Source organism: Acidobacteriota bacterium, assembly GCA_019347945.1.
GTDB lineage: Bacteria > Acidobacteriota > Thermoanaerobaculia > Gp7-AA8 > JAHWKK01 > JAHWKK01.
On sequence record JAHWKK010000014.1, the window covers coordinates 1 to 14,972 of the forward strand.

The window sequence follows — 14,972 nt, forward strand, 5'->3', positions numbered from 1 at the left end:
TGTTGGACTTCGACCCACTTGCAGCGCTTCGCTTGGCCTGATGTCCCACCCTGCAAGGTCCCTCGCTTGCCCACCCGACCGCCCGCTCGGGACGACGTCGGTTTGAGTATGGGGTGCAGAGTTTTGCGGGCTCCGGTTTTCATTCCCGCTTCACCGGCGCAACGCGCCGGTCAATTGCTCAGGATGACAAGGGGCGGACTTTTCTCCGCCATCATCTCTACCCCGGGTTTGGGCAACAACCCGCTCGGTTTACCCTAAACCATGTCCTCGTTCCCTCATGACCGTCGGTGAGCGGTGATCGTTGCGACGCCGAGTACGTTCAGAAAGGGGAGGTCGCCTCGTGGAGCGAAGTTCGATAGACCAGCCTCACGAGACCGTCGTGATTCCACGTCTCGAAGAGCGTTTCGAGCTCCTCACGCAGTGTGGCCGCGAGAGGGCCGGTCTTCGGGAGATAGGAGATGCTGCGGGTCCGGCCGAGCAGATGCTCGAGGTCCATCGGCTGCGCGGATTCGAAAATCGTCTGTTCGTAATTGGACAGGCGCCGATCCTTCTCCATGGCCGCCGCGGCTTCGACCCGCGCCTCGGCGGGATGATGATTGGAGATTCTCCGGACGAGCTCGCCGTAAGCCCGGGTGAATTCGTCCCGCTCGTCCCGCTCGTTCCAGATCGCCGCGATCCGCCGGCCCGGCTGAAGAATGCGGATCATCTCGCGAATGGCTGGTTCCGGATCGAACCAGTGGAAGGCCTGGAACGCCGTCACGAGCTCCATCGATCCTTCTTCGATTCCGGTCACTTCGGCCGTCCCCTCGACCCACATCACGCTGGGATGAGGCTGAGCGGCATGGCGCATCGCCGCATTCGGTTCCACCGCCATCACGCGCACCCCCCGGTCCGCCATCGCGCACGCCGAGATTCCCGTTCCTGCACCGAGGTCGGCCGCCGTTCGCGGCTCGTCGCGCAACAGTCGATCGAAGAGTTCATCGGGGTAGCCGGGGCGAAACTTCTGATAGTCGTGGGCGAGCCCGTCGAATCGTGAGGTCGGATCCATCTGCCACAGCTCGTTCATTGGCGCTTTTCCATCGCCCGGGTCGCGAGCCATTCGACGACGAGCCGCTCGGCCCAGAAATCGGGTCTCATGATACGCCCGCCGACGAACCCGAGATGACCCCCCCGATCGGTCACGCGGAGATCGAGCGAGGGGTACGCCTCGCGCCGGACGTCATCGATCACGTCGTGGGGGAGGAAAGGATCGTCTCTGGAGCTGATCGCCAGAACGGGGGTCCGGATCGCGCGGACGAAGCGGACCGAGCTGCACTCGTCCCAGTAGTGCTCGGCGTTCTCGAACCCGTGGATCGGTGCTGTGGCGGAGTCGTCGATCTCCCGGAACGTCCGTGCCCTTTCGAGCCGCTCGAGGTCGATCACGGCAGCTCGTTCGCCGAAACGGCTGACCTTCTCACGCGCCTTCGCTTTGAGCGAACGGACGAAGCCACGTACGTAGAGCGGACCTGCGCCACGCTCGAGCCAGAGGGCTCCCGCACGGAGATCGTACGGCACTGAAACGACCGAGGCGGCGCGGATGATCTCCTGTTCGGGGTTTTCTCCGAGCCATTTCAGCAGCGCATTGCCACCGAGAGACCCGCCGAACGCGACCATCGGGACGTCGGGAAGGCGATCGTGAAGAGCGCGAAGGATGAAGCCGATGTCGGAGGTCTCGCCCGAGTGGTAGAGACGAAGCTGACGGTTCGGAATCGCGCGGAGAACGCTGTTCGGGTCGCGGGCGCACGACCGGAAGTTGACCGCCGAGGCACCGAAGCCCATATCCGCGATTCGCCGGAGGAGCCCCTGGATGTAGACGGAGTTGGAGCTTCCCTCGAGCCCGTGAAAGAGAACGAAATGGACCGGCCCTGTCGAGTGGAGATGATCGACGATGAGATCGTCGTCATCGGGGGTCTGAAAGACTTCCCGGTGGGTATCGACGAGCCGGCGCGGACGCGTCAGCCTTCCCCAGACCGTCTGGAGGTGGGGATTGCGGAGCAGTGTGGCGGACTGAAAGTCCTGGCCCTGCATCGAGTCGTCAGTGAATCTCGTAATCGGGGACGGGCTGATCGACGAACTCCGTCAGCTTCCAGCTTCCGAACAGGTAGAGATCGAGGAGAAGCAGCGTCACTTCGTAGCTCATCGCCCATCTCGCAGCCAGTCCGGTGGAGAATCCACGCTTGTTCTCCTTGATCACGTGCCCGAGTCCCCGGATGATCGTGTTGCGCTGGACGTAGCCCCCCAGGCGGCAGAAGTAGTTGAGCGCCGTTTCGATCTTGAAGCGTGACATGAACTGCAGGGGAACCGTCTCGAACAGATCGCGGTGCATGACGCGGATGCCGGAGAGGATCGGCCCGATACCCGCCCGGACGTGGAGAAAGTTCGAGATCGGGCCTCGATGGCGGATTCCCACATTCATGTGACACCGGCCGTCGAGCACCGGGTCGATGAGCGAGCCGATATGCTCCTCGGTGAGGTTCAGCATGTCGCCGTCGACGAAGAAGAGAATGTCGTTTTTCGCGTGCTGCACGCCGAGCCGCATGGCGTAACCCTTCCCGCAGTTGCTCGACAGGGCGAGGGTTCGGACTCCGGCGGCTCTCGAGATCTGGACCGTACGATCACTCGAGCCGTCGCTGACCACGATGACCTCGCCAATACGGGGGCTTTGCCGGAGGGCGTCGATGACTCCCTGAATGGTGTTTTCTTCGTTGTAAGCAGCAATGATTGCCGTAGCTTTCAAGCTCCACCTCGGTACCGGTTCTGCTCCGGGCGGAGGAAGCTTACCCGGGAACTGGAATTGCAGCAATGTGCTTCCATGAAACGCGCCACACTCTCGATTTTTTCCGTAGCCGTACTGTCGCTCTCGCTTCTTTCCTGCCAGTCGTTGCTCAACATCGAGAATCCCGACTATTCGATCCAGCGGGTGACCCCCCGGGTGGCGATGGCCTTCCCGCTGTCCAACTCCTCGATCGATTTCGACTTCACGATCGCGGTCGACAACCCGAACTCGGTTGCGCTGAACCTCGACCAGATCGATTTCGACCTCTACGTCAACAACAACATGGTGGTTCGCGGCGTGAGCAACGAGCAGGTCCGGGTCCCAGCGAACGCGATTGGCCAGGTCCAGCTCACCACCAGAGTCGACTACGATTCGATCCGGACTTTGTTTCGCGAGATCGCCGACATCGTCCAGGGCGAGCGCGCCAACTACGAGCTGCGAGGAAAGGCCTACTATCGGACCCCCCTCGGAAGGGTCGGCTTCCCCTTCCGGATTTACGACTGAGGGCACTGCGTCGGGCAACCGCACTCGCATACTCAAAACGACGTCATCCTGAGCGGGCGGTCGGGCGGGCAGGCGAAGGACCTCGCAGGTTGGGACATCAGACCAAGCGAAGCGCTGCAAAGGGTCGAAGTCCAGCAATTTCATGGTGGTTTCATTAGGAGCCGCCGAAGGACGGCGAAGGATCTGGGGGTGTCCTTTTCCCCGCTATCGTCTCTATCCCCGTCTCTCCCCGGTTTGGGCAACAACCCCAGACTCTGACCTGACCCGTCTCTGTCCCGGCGTACAATGGCCCGACGCAGCTCCAGACACGTTCTCATGCCCCCACGATCCGCATGGCCAGCTCTCCCCGTCGATGCCTGGCGAACAACGCGGGACACGCTGCATCTCTGGACCCAGGTCGTCGGCAAGATACGGCTGGAGAAGGCGCCGCTGATCAATCACTGGTGGCAGGTTCCGCTGTATTTGAGCCCTCGCGGATTGACCACGAGCACGATTCCCGACGGGAAGGAGACCTTCGAGATCGAGCTCGATCTGCTCGATCATCGTGCATTCGTCCGGACGAGCGGAGGCGTGGATCACTCCTTTCGGCTCGAACCGATGACGGTCGCGGCGTTCTACCGGAAAATGATGGATACGCTCGCCCAGGCGGGTGTCGCGGTCGAGATTTACACGACGCCCTCGGAAATCCCGGACCCGATTCCGTTCGAGAATGACGAGATCCACGCCTCCTACGATCCGGAGTGGGCGACGAAGTTCTGGCGCGTTCTCACGGCGACGGACCGCGTCTTCACACGGTTCCGTTCCGGATTCATCGGCAAGGCGAGTCCGGTCCATTTCTTCTGGGGGAGCTTCGATCACGCCGTCACGAGGTTCTCGGGCCGGCGGGCGCCGGATCATCCAGGAGCCGAAGGAGTACCCGACCGAATCACTCGCGAGGCCTACTCGCACGAGGTCTCCAGCGCCGAGTTCTGGCCTGGCGGCGAAGGCTCGGATGCGATCTACTATTCGTATGCCTATCCGGAGCCGGCGGGATTCAGCGATGCCCGCGTGCACCCCGAGGGGGCATTCTGGTCGAAGGACCTCGGTGAGTTCGTCCTTCCGTACGACGTCGTCCAATCGGCCGATGACCCGGAATCGACCCTGATGAGTTTTCTGATCTCGACCTATGAAGCAGCCGCGAGCCACGCAGGGTGGGATCGGGAAGCGCTGGAGAGACCCGCATGAAGAGGATCGCCGCGGTGATGACGATGGCAGCACTGTTGGGGTGCGGTACGACCGGGGATCTGCCGGTCGACGCGCCTCCGGAGATCCGGATCAGTCCGGACGCCGGGATCGGCTATCTCATCGATCGCGGAGGCACCTTCCACTCGACGATCGAAGTGGAGATCACCAACCGTGCATCCGTCCCGATTCAGCTCGTGCGGCTCGAGATCCAGACCTTCGGAGCGCCGTACGGAATCCGGCAGCGAGCTCCCAACGTCGGGCTCAGCCTCGAATCCGGCGAGACGCGGACGATCAATGTCCCGGTGATCGTCACCTCTCCCGGGGGTATCGGTACGGCGGACGAGCCGACGATGCTTCGGACGCTCATGATCTTTCACTCGGATATGGGTAGCTTCCGCAGAATCACCCAGTTTCGAATCGGTCGGTGACGAGGCAGGAGTCAGGAGCCAGGATTCAGGATCTAGGATCGCTGTTTCTCGGGGCTCGGGATGCCGGACGCGAAGTGATTCATTTTCAGATAGCAAGCGGACACAACTATCGGCGATCCCTGCTTTTTCAAGCCCGAATCCTGATTCCTGGGTACCTGGCTCCTGATTCCTGACTCCTGACTCCTGACTCCTGGCTTCTGACTCCTGCTATCGTTGCAGGATTGAAAGAGATTCTCGAGCAGCTCGCCGATGCATGTCGTCGCTTTCCGGCGGATGAGAAGGCTTTGGTCACGCCATCGTTCGCCGCGGGCAGGCACATCACTGATGCGCTCGCGCGATCCGGTTCGAGCTGGATCAATCTTCATGTTCATACGATCGATTCGCTCGCGGCGTCGATCGCGGGCGGGCGACTCGCGAGGAAGAGAATCGCACTCGCCTCACGGGCTCAGAGGCTCGCGCTCGTCGAGCAGGCGTGTCTCGAAGTCCTGCCACCGGATGGCTATTTCGGAGCTCTTCGCGCCCAGCCGGGTTTCCACCGTGCGATGGATGCGACGCTCGCCGATCTGCGCCGGGGAGGCGTGACCGCCAGCAGGATGAAGAAGGCCGGATCCGGCGCCAAGCCCACCGAGATCGCCGAGGTGCTGGCGCGGTACTCGGAGATTCTGCGTCGGCACCGGCTGGGGGATCGTGCGGACCTCCTTCTCGAGGCGGTCGCGGCGCTGAAGGAGAAGGACCCCGGGGTGCCTTTTTTCGTTCTGGTGGCTGCGCTCGAGGGGGCTCGCGGGCTCGATCGGGAGCTCCTCGATTCGCTTCCCCGAGTCGAGCACCTCGCCGTTCGCGAAGGGGTGTCGGCGTCGTCGGTGAGCTTCTCGCGAGGCCTCGGGATCGATCACGAACTTCGCTCCATCCTCAGACGTCACGCCGCGGAGGGGCGGCCGCTCGATCAGATCGAGATCGTACTTACTGATCCGGTTCGACATTCGGCGATCGCGCACGAAGTTTTCGCCGAATTCGATCTGACGGCGACGTTCGAGACCGGGCTTCCGGTGATTTACAGCAGACCCGGGCGGGCCGTCTCCGGATTTCTCGAATGGGTCCGGCGGGATTGGGATGCCGTCTGGCTGCGACGGCTCGTCGCAACGGGAGTCATCGAGCTCGGGAGCGGAGTCGGTTATCGCCGGGCCGCCCGAATGATCCGCGATGCGGGGATCGGCTGGGGTCGCGACCGCTACGCCCCTCAGCTGAATGCGCTCGTCCGGAGGGCCGAGTATCGGGCGTCGCGGAATGGGCGGAGGACCGAAGCGGAGCGGGATGCTGCCCGCGCCGTTCGAGAGGTGGTGCTCGACGGGATGATCGCGCATACACCGGACGCCGGAATCGACGACCGCTTCTCGACCAGCGCGCTCGCGCGGCTCACCGCCGCCTTCGCGCGGACGAGACTCCGAGTGGCGTCCGAGAGAGATGGAGCGGCTCGTGAGGCAATCCTGCTGGTTCTCGATGAGCTCACCGGGCTGCCGAGCGACGACTCGATCAGCCTCTCCGAGGCCTGCCTGCGCCTCGAAGGCGTCCTCGCGGATGTTCGGGTGGGCGCTTCTTCCGCAATGCCCGGCCTTCCTCATGTCAGCAGCGTCGCGACCGGAGGACTGACCGGGCGCCCGTCGCTCTGTATCGTCGGAGCGGCCGATTCGATCTTCCCGGGCTCCGGCGCTCAGGATCCGATTCTCCTCGACGACGAGCGCTCATCGCTCAATCGAAGGACGACCCGGAGTCCGCTCGAGCTTCGTGGCAGCCGGCCCGAGCGACGGGAACGCGAGATGGTGGAACTGCTGAATCGATTCGAAGGCGATCTCCACGTCTCCTGGTCGCCCGAGGACGTTCTCGGAGGACAGCCCGATCTGGCCGCCGGCTTCGTTCTCGATCTGTTTCGCGAGTCGCGATCGAAGCCCGGCGCGACGCGCGAAGAGCTCGACTGCGAGGCGGGCGAGCCGACAGGGTTCGTTCCGGCGGCGGGCGAAGCCCCTCTGAGCGAAACCGAATGGTGGCTCGGCGAGTGGAATCGGTCGGCACCTTTACCCGCCAGATGGCTGGCGAAGTCGCTCGGCGAAGCCAGACCTCTGATCGAAGCTCGCGAGCGCGCGCGAGTGGCGAGAGCGAGCAGCGAACTGACCTCCTGGGACGGGAAGCTCGACGTCCCGGAGGGGGAGCTCGATCCCCGTGAAACCGGCGAGGTGATGTCGTCATCGCGGATCGAACGGCTGGCCACATGCCCGTTCTCTTACTTTCTCCGCTACGTGCTCGGCGTTCATCCCGTCGAAGAGGTCGTCCGCGATGGGACGCGCTGGCTCGACCCTCGCGAGCGAGGTCTGATGCTCCACGAGATCTTCCGGGAGCTGATGGCGGGAGCGGAGGGGAAACTCTCGCCGGAGCGCGACCGGGTGCGGGCCAGGGAGATCGCGGAAAAGGGTCTGGCGGAGTGGCGTCGTCGGATTCCGCCGCCGAACGTTGAAACGTACGAGCTCGAGCGGGAGGATGTGCTTCGAGCATGCGAGGTGCTTCTCGAGGTGGAGGCTCAGGCCCCACCGGAGCTCACTCCGTTCGCATTCGAGGTGGCCTTCGGTCGGGAGATCGCGGGAGAGCCCGGCCGGCTCGAGTCACCCGATCCGGTGGTCATCGAAGTCAAGGGGAGATCCTTCAACCTCCGCGGTCAGATCGATCGGATCGATCAGATCGGACCCGGCGAATTTGCCGTCCTCGACTACAAGACCGGCTCGGCGTACGCGTTCGACGACATCTCGTGGACTCGCGGAGGCCGGCAGCTTCAGCACGTCCTCTACGCGAGAGCCGTCGACGAGCTTCTCCGAAGGGGAGGGGTCGCGGGAACCGTTCGGGAGGCCGGCTACTATTTCCCCACGCGAAAGGGGCTCGGACGGAAGTTCATGAAAAGCGTGCACGCGCGTGACAGCCGCGTCGATGATCTTCTCTCCGATCTGCTCGACGTTGCCCGCCACGGATCGTTCGTTCACTCCGGGGACATCGATGAGGATTGCCGGTTCTGCGACTTCCGAGCAGCGTGCTTCTCCGATGAAGCGAGGACCTTTGCCGGACAGGTCGAGGAAAAAATCAAAAGCCCCGATCCGGATTCCGGAATCGAGGCCTGGCTCAGAGCGCGTGGGGTGGAGTGAGCGTCAGCTGCCGACGGGGCGCCCGCGACGGCTCGGCTTGGAAATGTCGATGATCGCCATGTTCTCGGCATCGTCCCACCAGCATTTGAAGCGGCGGATTCCGGGCACGTCGATGTCGTAGTCGGCGAAAAAGTTCGGCACGTGGATCGAGGTGGACTTCTCCGACTGCCGGACCTTTGCCGATTCGGCGTCCTTCCGATCCACCGGGCGGATGCCGATGACCTTCCGCTTCTTGTCGTAGAAGAGCTGAGCGCCCGATTTGCCTCTGAGATTCAGCATCGCGGCCACGGGCGAGGCGAGTCGGATCAGGCGTGACTGCACGATCGTCGCGGAGGCAGGCTGTCGCTTGAATTCTGAATTAGGAACCCATTTTTCGAAAGACATCGCGTGTTTCCTCCTCCCCATCTCGCCCGGAGCAGCGAAGCCGCTGATCCGGACACCATTAAAGATAAACGGCACGGAAATTGTCAATCCATTGACCGCCAGATAGATACTAATAAACCGCAGAGAAGGTGAACAAAATCCGCATCAAAATGGAGTACAGCTGACAGGAGGACGCTAAGATTTGATACGAAACGCGTATTTTAGCTAACGAATTGATCGTTTTAGTGGTCTATCAGGTTTTTCGCGGGGAGCGAGAAAAAAGAAAGTTTATCGATCCGGGACCCGACTTCGTCCGGCTTACCCGACCCGTCCGGCTCCCTCGATCAGAGGGCCAGCCAGTAACTGAACTTGATCATGAAGACGTCGTCGGACGGAGCATCGATGAGTCCTTCGAGATCGTCACCCGGACGGAAGCGGCCGTGATTGACGGCGTTCGCGCGGTTCTCGTTCCAGACCAGATAGACTGCCGAACCAGGTCTGAACTCCCATCGAACGATCGCGTTTCCGCGGAGGCTTCGGAAATTGAAGTCGGGATTCGCGAACGAGAAGGGAGAGGCGGATCCATCCGCATCGGGATCAACGGTATAGACGCCACTCACCGGATCGAAGGCGATTGTCCCCCCGTCGGTGCCGTAGACCATGTAGTCGAGCGACCGCGGGCGCTCGAGCTCCTTGAAGTCGAGGTAGTCTCCGGAGGCGATGAATGGCTGGAGAAACATCTGAAGCGAGAGGTTCGGGGAGAAGGTCCAGTCGAGCCGGGTCTCGAGCTCGAGACTCTTCCGATCGATCTCGGCGAAGACATAACGCTGCCCAAAGGTCTCGATCGCCAGCGTGTCATCCACCGCCGTGACGTACTGAAGCCAGCTGTGCGAGTCCGAATAGGATGGCTGGAAGGTGAGCTGGACGTTCGAAGCGGGTTTGAAGCGAAGCCAGGCTCCGAGGGAATAGCCGTTGGAACCCTCGCCGCCGCGATAGGTTTCGCCGTAGATTTCCCAGTTGATCGGTTTCCGGCGATCGCCGCCGTAAGAGACGTTGATGCTCATTCCGGTCGGATCGGTCACCACCGGGCCCCCGCGAGTGGCCCGGTCGTCATCGACGGCGAAATCGTATCCACCCCCGAACCCGACATACGAGTAGTTGTGAAATCGGGTCTGGAAGTTTCCGTAGAATCCGTTCTTGAGCTCGTCGCCATCGAAGTTCCAGCTGTTGTACTTTCCGATCCACCAGTTCCTGTCGCGCGTGAGCTTCCCGGGTTCCGGGTTGTTGTACAGCACCACGGCGTGAGAGCTGATCAGATCGGTCCGCGTGAGGAACCCGATGTCGTTGGTATCGAACCCGGGGGAGTAGGCGTGAGCCTTCAGGTTGAACTTCCAGTTTCCGGTTTGTTTCGCCGCCATCTGACTGGCGGTCCAGCCGCTCAGGCTGGTGCGGTCCGGATCGAAGTCGACATGTCCGGCGTCGGGACGGTCGTAGTATCGCGCCGAGGAGCTCTGAACGAGTCGAATCGACTCGGGGCTCCCCTCGACGTGACTTCCGCCGAACGACCACTCCCAGATCCAGTCCTTCTCTCCGAAGAACTTGAAGCCGTCGATACCTCCGCTGTAAGCAGAAGATTTCATCCAACCGAGCTCGGAGGGAAGATCACGGTTGACCGCCGTGAAAAGACCGCCGATCCGTGACATTCCTCCGTCGAATTCCTTTGCGGGCCGTAGGACGAAGTAGTTGGTCGCGGGCTCGACGACGCTCGAAAAACGATCGCCGCGGAGATCGAAATTCGCCGTCTCCTCCTGAGTGTAGGCATCCAGGACGCCGATCGACCAGCCGTCTCCGAACTTGCCGGTGAGCTTGATCGCTCCGAGGATCGTCGACTCGCCCGGGGCATCATGGAAATCGTGAGCCTGTGAGAAGACGGCTTGCGGCGAGCGGCCGATGCGACGCGAGTAGAAGTACTGAGGCGTGTTGAAGCTGAATCCGAAGTTGTGATTGGAACCGCCCTGACCGAAATTGAAGAGACTCGAGCCTTCGATGAAGAACGGCCGCTTCTCCGGGAAGAAGAGCTCGAACTGCGACAGGTTCACCTGGGCGGGGTCGACCTCGACCTGCCCGAAGTCGGGATTGATCGAGCCGGTCAGCGTGAGGTTCGAAGTGAGCCCGTACTTGAAGTCCACGCCCGCGGTGCCATCGGTCTCGGTGTCGGAACGAAACGGGTCGTCTCCGGATACGGTATTGAGAAAACCGGCGCGGCCGACGACGTAGGGGGTGACCTCGAACGATCGGGGAGGCTCGATGTTCCGGATCCCCTCGAGATCAGCGAAGCGCGATACGAAGCCGGTCTCGGTCCTCGGAATGTGGATCAGCCGCGAGTCCTCGTTCTTTCGCTCGACGAACCTTCCGAAGTTGATCCCCCAGACATGCTCCTGGCGATCGGAGAATCGAAGCTGGGAGTAGGGGATGCGCATCTCCAGCGACCATCCGCCCTCGTCGATCTGCGTCGCGGAGTCCCAGACGCCGTCCCAGTTCCAGTCGTCCCAGCCGTCATTGAAGAGAACCATGTCGATTCTGACGTTCGACGGATTGACCCAAAATCCGAATCCGGTCCGGCGGTCATGGTGCGGATCGACATAGAAGCGGAACCAGTCGGAGTTCAGAGAATTGTCGCGCCGTCCGAGCCGGGTGGTGACGGGCCCGGAGTCCTCGAGTCTCGCCGCGACGTAGAGAGCGGCGTCATCGTAGGCGATCCGGACGGTGGTCTTCTCGGTCGCCGGTTCTCCTTCCTCCGGTTCGCGTTGTGTGAATCCTTCGATCGGCTGGGCCTTTTCCCAGATCGGTTCGTCGATCCGGCCGTCGATGACGGGGGAGGTCTCCGCGCGAACCGCGGTGAACGTCGGGCGCTCGGTGCTCGCCAGTAATGGCGCGGCAACGAACGATGAGGCTATGGCCAGAATCAATCCGGGTTTGGTCATGCGCTTCATCGGTGTCGATCCTCCTGATTTCCTCGACGGATTTTCGGCCGTCTGGTTGCTTTGCTCGTGGTGATTGCGGCTTGTTGTGACACACCTGGAACAGACGAGACGAAGAGAACGGCAATTTTGGAACGGGGGCTTCCTAGTCCAGACGCCTGGCCTTTCGCTGCGCGATGGCGTACTCGAGAAGCGACCGGAGCTTCTCGTCGGCTTGCCGCGCTTCCTCCGCCTGACGCCCGCTGATCTCGCTCTGCAATGAGCCGATCTTTCCGTGTTTCTCTCCGAGCCTGCCCTGTTCGAGGGCGAGCCGTTCCAACTCATCGGCCAGTCTTCTGATCTCGGCGTTCAGCTGTTCGCTCGAGTATTGCGCCGCTCGCTGGGAGATTCTCGACTGCTGATCTGCGAGTCGCGCCTGTTGCCTGACGATCCGGGCCTGTTCACGACTGATCGCGGATTGCTCGCGACCGAGCTCACGCTGCTCGTGAGCGAGCTCGGATACCGGCTCGAGAATCTCCATTGCACGGTCCACGAGATCCTCGTCGGTGATCATCCAGAGGTTGCCCTGGTGTTCCATTGCGAAGACTGTTTCCTCGCCTCTGACGACCCACTTCCTGTCGTCTTTCGAAATGACCAGCCGGTCGTCGTCACTGTTCCACGACCCGGAGATGTTGGCGTCGTCGGTGTTCTGGATCGTCATCGAGTCGCCGTCGAGCAGGATGAACGAGGTTTTCCCCGGATAGCCATAGGGTGCTCCGGGAGCTAGCGGGGCAACCGGTGGCAGGGGGACACCCACCATTGTCTGCGTTGTGCCCCCCGCCGAAGCCGAGGCGCTTACGGGGCCTGCGGATGTGATCTGCCACGCCTCAGGAGACTCCGGCGGTAGCGGTGGTAGCGGGGCGAGCTCTGCGCAGTCGTCGCAATGCGAGCTCTTCTGCCTCGACTTCGAGCTCCGGATCACTTCTCGATAGCGAGGGTCCGATCTGAGCGACCGAAGATCCTCGTCGCTCTCGAGCCTGTGACCGACGTCCATACCGTAGCTCTCCGCGCGATCGAGCCACTGGAAGGCGAGATCGGTGTGGCCGAGCCGGGCGTGTCCGCAGGCGATGTTGTAGGCGCTGTATGCGGTCTGATAACCGAGCTGGAGCGCGCGGCTGAAAGCGGCGATCGCCTGGTCGTAATTGCCGGTGTAGTGATAGGCGAAGCCGAGGTTGGACCATCCGCGACCGCTCTCCGGGTTCTCCTCGACATACTTCCGGTACTCGTCGATTGCTTCGCGGTAGCGGGCCGTCTTCTGATGGTCGTTGTCGAAATGGAAGCGATCCATCGAGAGCCGCCTGGCCCGCGCGAGCAGATCGCGAAAGCGCGGATTATCGCGGAGCGAATCGAGGTCGGCATCTTTCTCGATGAGATGGACACGGTCGAGCCCGCCGGAGACCGCACGCTCGAGCCAGTCGATCGCCGTCGACTCTCTGCCGGAGAGGGCGTACGCGCAGGCGAGGTTGTACATCGCACGGGTCGACTGCCCGTTGCTCAACTGGTGGGCCCTCTGAAGGGCATCGACACCGGCGTCGAGGCGGCGAAGCTTCAGCAGCTGATACCCGAGGTCGTTCCAGTCGTCGACGTCACCCGAGGATGTCTTTCTGAGGCTCTCGTACTCCGCCATGACCCTGGCCGAGTGGGACATCGCCTTCGCGCGTTTTCCTTCGACAGCCGCCGACTCGACTCGTTCGAGAAAAGCCTGGAACTTCGGGTTCGAGCGAATCGGGTCGAGGTCGTCGTCCTGGAAGAAATAGCTGATCTCGTCGAATCCGGCGCGGAGAGAAGCCTCGAGGTGAACCAGTGCCTGGTCAGCGTTACGGAGCCGGGCGTATCCGCACGCCGCGTTGTACTCCGAGGTTCCTGGGCGGTATCCGAGCCGCGCTGCCTTGGCGAAAAGGGCGGCCGCCTCGGCCCACTCTTCTTCGTTGTGGAGCTCCCAGGCGCGATCCCACGCCTCTTCTCCTTCCTCCTTGCTCTTCCTTCCGGAGTAAGTCCTCCCGGTGACATTGCCGTTGTTGTCGACGTTGATGTTGTAGTTGTAGTTCGAGTTGGTGTTTACGTTGTAGTTCTGATCCGAGGCGAATTTCTCGACGAAGTCGAAGAAGTCGGGATCGAAGTCCGACCATGCCCACGCCTCGGAGCTTTCTTCCTCGGTGATCAGCGGCTCTGCCTCGACGTCGATCGTGACTCCTGGAGTGCCGGATGTGGCCATCTGAGCCGCCGCGAGGTCCTCATCCGGGGCGGGAGCCGCCCCCAGTCTGAATGCGGCGAGCGTCGCGACTGCGACGAGTGCAACCGAGCTGACGGCGACGAGCTTTCTGAATGTCATCCCCGTTCTCTCCGCCAGAGGCTCGAGAATCGCAAGCAGGCGACCCTCGATCTCCGAGCGCCGCGACATCGCCAGCGCCACGCTCGAGTAGCGGTCGCGCTCGGGAAGCTGTCGGGCAATCTCGAGGATGTGGCTCGCGTAATCGGAAGCCGCTTCCCCCTTGCTGACGACGACGTCATCGCAGGCGCGCTCGGCGAGCCGCCGTGCCGTCTGCTCGAGCGTCCAGCTCAGTGGATGGAACCAGTAGAGGATCGTCGTGAGTTGCCCGACGAGCAGCGTCGTACAGTCGTGGCGCGCCACGTGGGCCATCTCGTGCGTCAGAACGGTTCTCAGTCGGTCGGTATCCCAAACTCTGCTGCTCTGAGGAAGAAGGATGACCGGATTGGCGAATCCCCAGACGAGTGGTACATCGACTCCGTCGCTCAGCCGCACTTCCGGCTGGCGCGGCGTCTTCATCTCCCGGGAGAGCATCGACGCGATCTCCTGAGCCGATCGATCTGCCCGGGTCGCGTTCGAAGCAATCCAGGAGATCCGGAGGATTCCTGTGATGAATCGGACGAGGACGAACAGCGCGCCGATCAGCCAGACCCAGCGGAGAATCGGCCACCAGGCGATCGAGCCGGCGAAATCGCGGGCGAGCTCGCTGAGCGACATTCCTCGCACGGGTGCGGAAGGCTGGGTCGCAGTCGTCGGCGAAACGACGCCAGCTTCCTGAACGTCGCTCGTACCGGACCGCTCGAGATACTCCGAGGTCGTCCAGCCGGTCACGAACTCTTCAGACGCACCTTCCTGGACGAGGATCTCGTCCGTTCGGACGGATTCCGAACCGACTCTCGGCCCCGCTTCCGGATCGGCTGTCGCTTCGAGCAGGGCGGGCAGAGTGGCGGTTTCTTCCGTGGCGTCTTCGACCGGCGGAGGAAGAACCTCGATCGTACGAGTCGGCATCGTCCGGCTCAGAATCGGGAGGATCAGCAGCGCTGCGAGAGCCGTGGCCGCGATCAGGTGCTTCGTGCTCGCCGAGTAACTTCGCAGAGCGAGGACGGCCAGATGACCGAGTGCCAGAATCAACGTCGCCTTGATGAATAGATCGATTGCAGTGGTCAT

10 protein-coding genes are annotated in these 14,972 nt (G+C 62.3%); 4 read left to right on the forward strand and 6 right to left on the reverse strand.

Features of this window, described 5'->3' with window-relative positions; translation table 11 throughout:
* Positions 1-319: 319 nt before the first annotated feature.
* Genes KY459_10230 through KY459_10240 form a run of 3 tightly spaced genes read right to left on the reverse strand, consistent with a single transcriptional unit; the run spans position 320 to position 2,776 of the window.
* Positions 320-1,066: a class I SAM-dependent methyltransferase gene (locus KY459_10230; GenBank protein ID MBW3565090.1), complete on the reverse strand. Its 747-nt coding sequence runs from the start codon at positions 1,064-1,066 to the stop codon at positions 320-322.
* Positions 1,063-2,067, reverse strand: coding sequence for an alpha/beta fold hydrolase (locus KY459_10235; protein MBW3565091.1), 1,005 nt, complete (start codon positions 2,065-2,067; stop codon positions 1,063-1,065). Before KY459_10235 ends, KY459_10230 begins: the two co-directional genes overlap by 4 nt.
* 7 nt (positions 2,068-2,074) lie before the next feature.
* Complete coding sequence (locus KY459_10240; GenBank protein ID MBW3565092.1) at positions 2,075-2,776, reverse strand: glycosyltransferase family 2 protein; 702 nt, start codon at positions 2,774-2,776, stop codon at positions 2,075-2,077.
* Between the two features lie 75 nt (positions 2,777-2,851).
* Between KY459_10240 and KY459_10245 the strand changes: the two genes are divergently transcribed.
* From KY459_10245 to KY459_10260, 4 genes are all read left to right on the forward strand, one after another.
* On the forward strand, positions 2,852-3,319 hold the full coding sequence (locus tag KY459_10245; protein ID MBW3565093.1) for an LEA type 2 family protein: 468 nt from the start codon (positions 2,852-2,854) through the stop codon (positions 3,317-3,319).
* Between the two features lie 315 nt (positions 3,320-3,634).
* On the forward strand, positions 3,635-4,543 hold the full coding sequence (locus KY459_10250) for a hypothetical protein (GenBank protein MBW3565094.1): 909 nt from the start codon (positions 3,635-3,637) through the stop codon (positions 4,541-4,543).
* On the forward strand, positions 4,540-4,971 hold the full coding sequence (locus tag KY459_10255) for a hypothetical protein (GenBank protein ID MBW3565095.1): 432 nt from the start codon (positions 4,540-4,542) through the stop codon (positions 4,969-4,971). The genes KY459_10250 and KY459_10255 overlap by 4 nt, the downstream gene beginning before the upstream one ends.
* A 221-nt stretch (positions 4,972-5,192) precedes the next feature.
* Positions 5,193-8,153, forward strand: a complete 2,961-nt coding sequence (locus KY459_10260; GenBank protein MBW3565096.1) for a PD-(D/E)XK nuclease family protein — start codon at positions 5,193-5,195, stop codon at positions 8,151-8,153.
* 3 nt (positions 8,154-8,156) lie between these two features.
* Here KY459_10260 and KY459_10265 read toward each other — a convergent pair whose 3' ends face one another.
* From KY459_10265 to KY459_10275, 3 genes are all read right to left on the reverse strand, one after another.
* A complete protein-coding gene (locus KY459_10265; protein MBW3565097.1) occupies positions 8,157-8,537 on the reverse strand; it encodes a Gp37 family protein in 381 nt (126 codons plus the stop codon).
* Positions 8,538-8,860: 323 nt separating this feature from the next.
* Positions 8,861-11,509 carry a carbohydrate binding family 9 domain-containing protein gene (locus tag KY459_10270; GenBank protein MBW3565098.1) on the reverse strand — a complete coding sequence of 883 codons (2,649 nt, stop codon included), beginning with the start codon at positions 11,507-11,509 and terminating at the stop codon, positions 8,861-8,863.
* 133 nt (positions 11,510-11,642) lie between these two features.
* Positions 11,643-14,972, reverse strand: coding sequence for a tetratricopeptide repeat protein (locus KY459_10275; GenBank protein ID MBW3565099.1), 3,330 nt, complete (start codon positions 14,970-14,972; stop codon positions 11,643-11,645).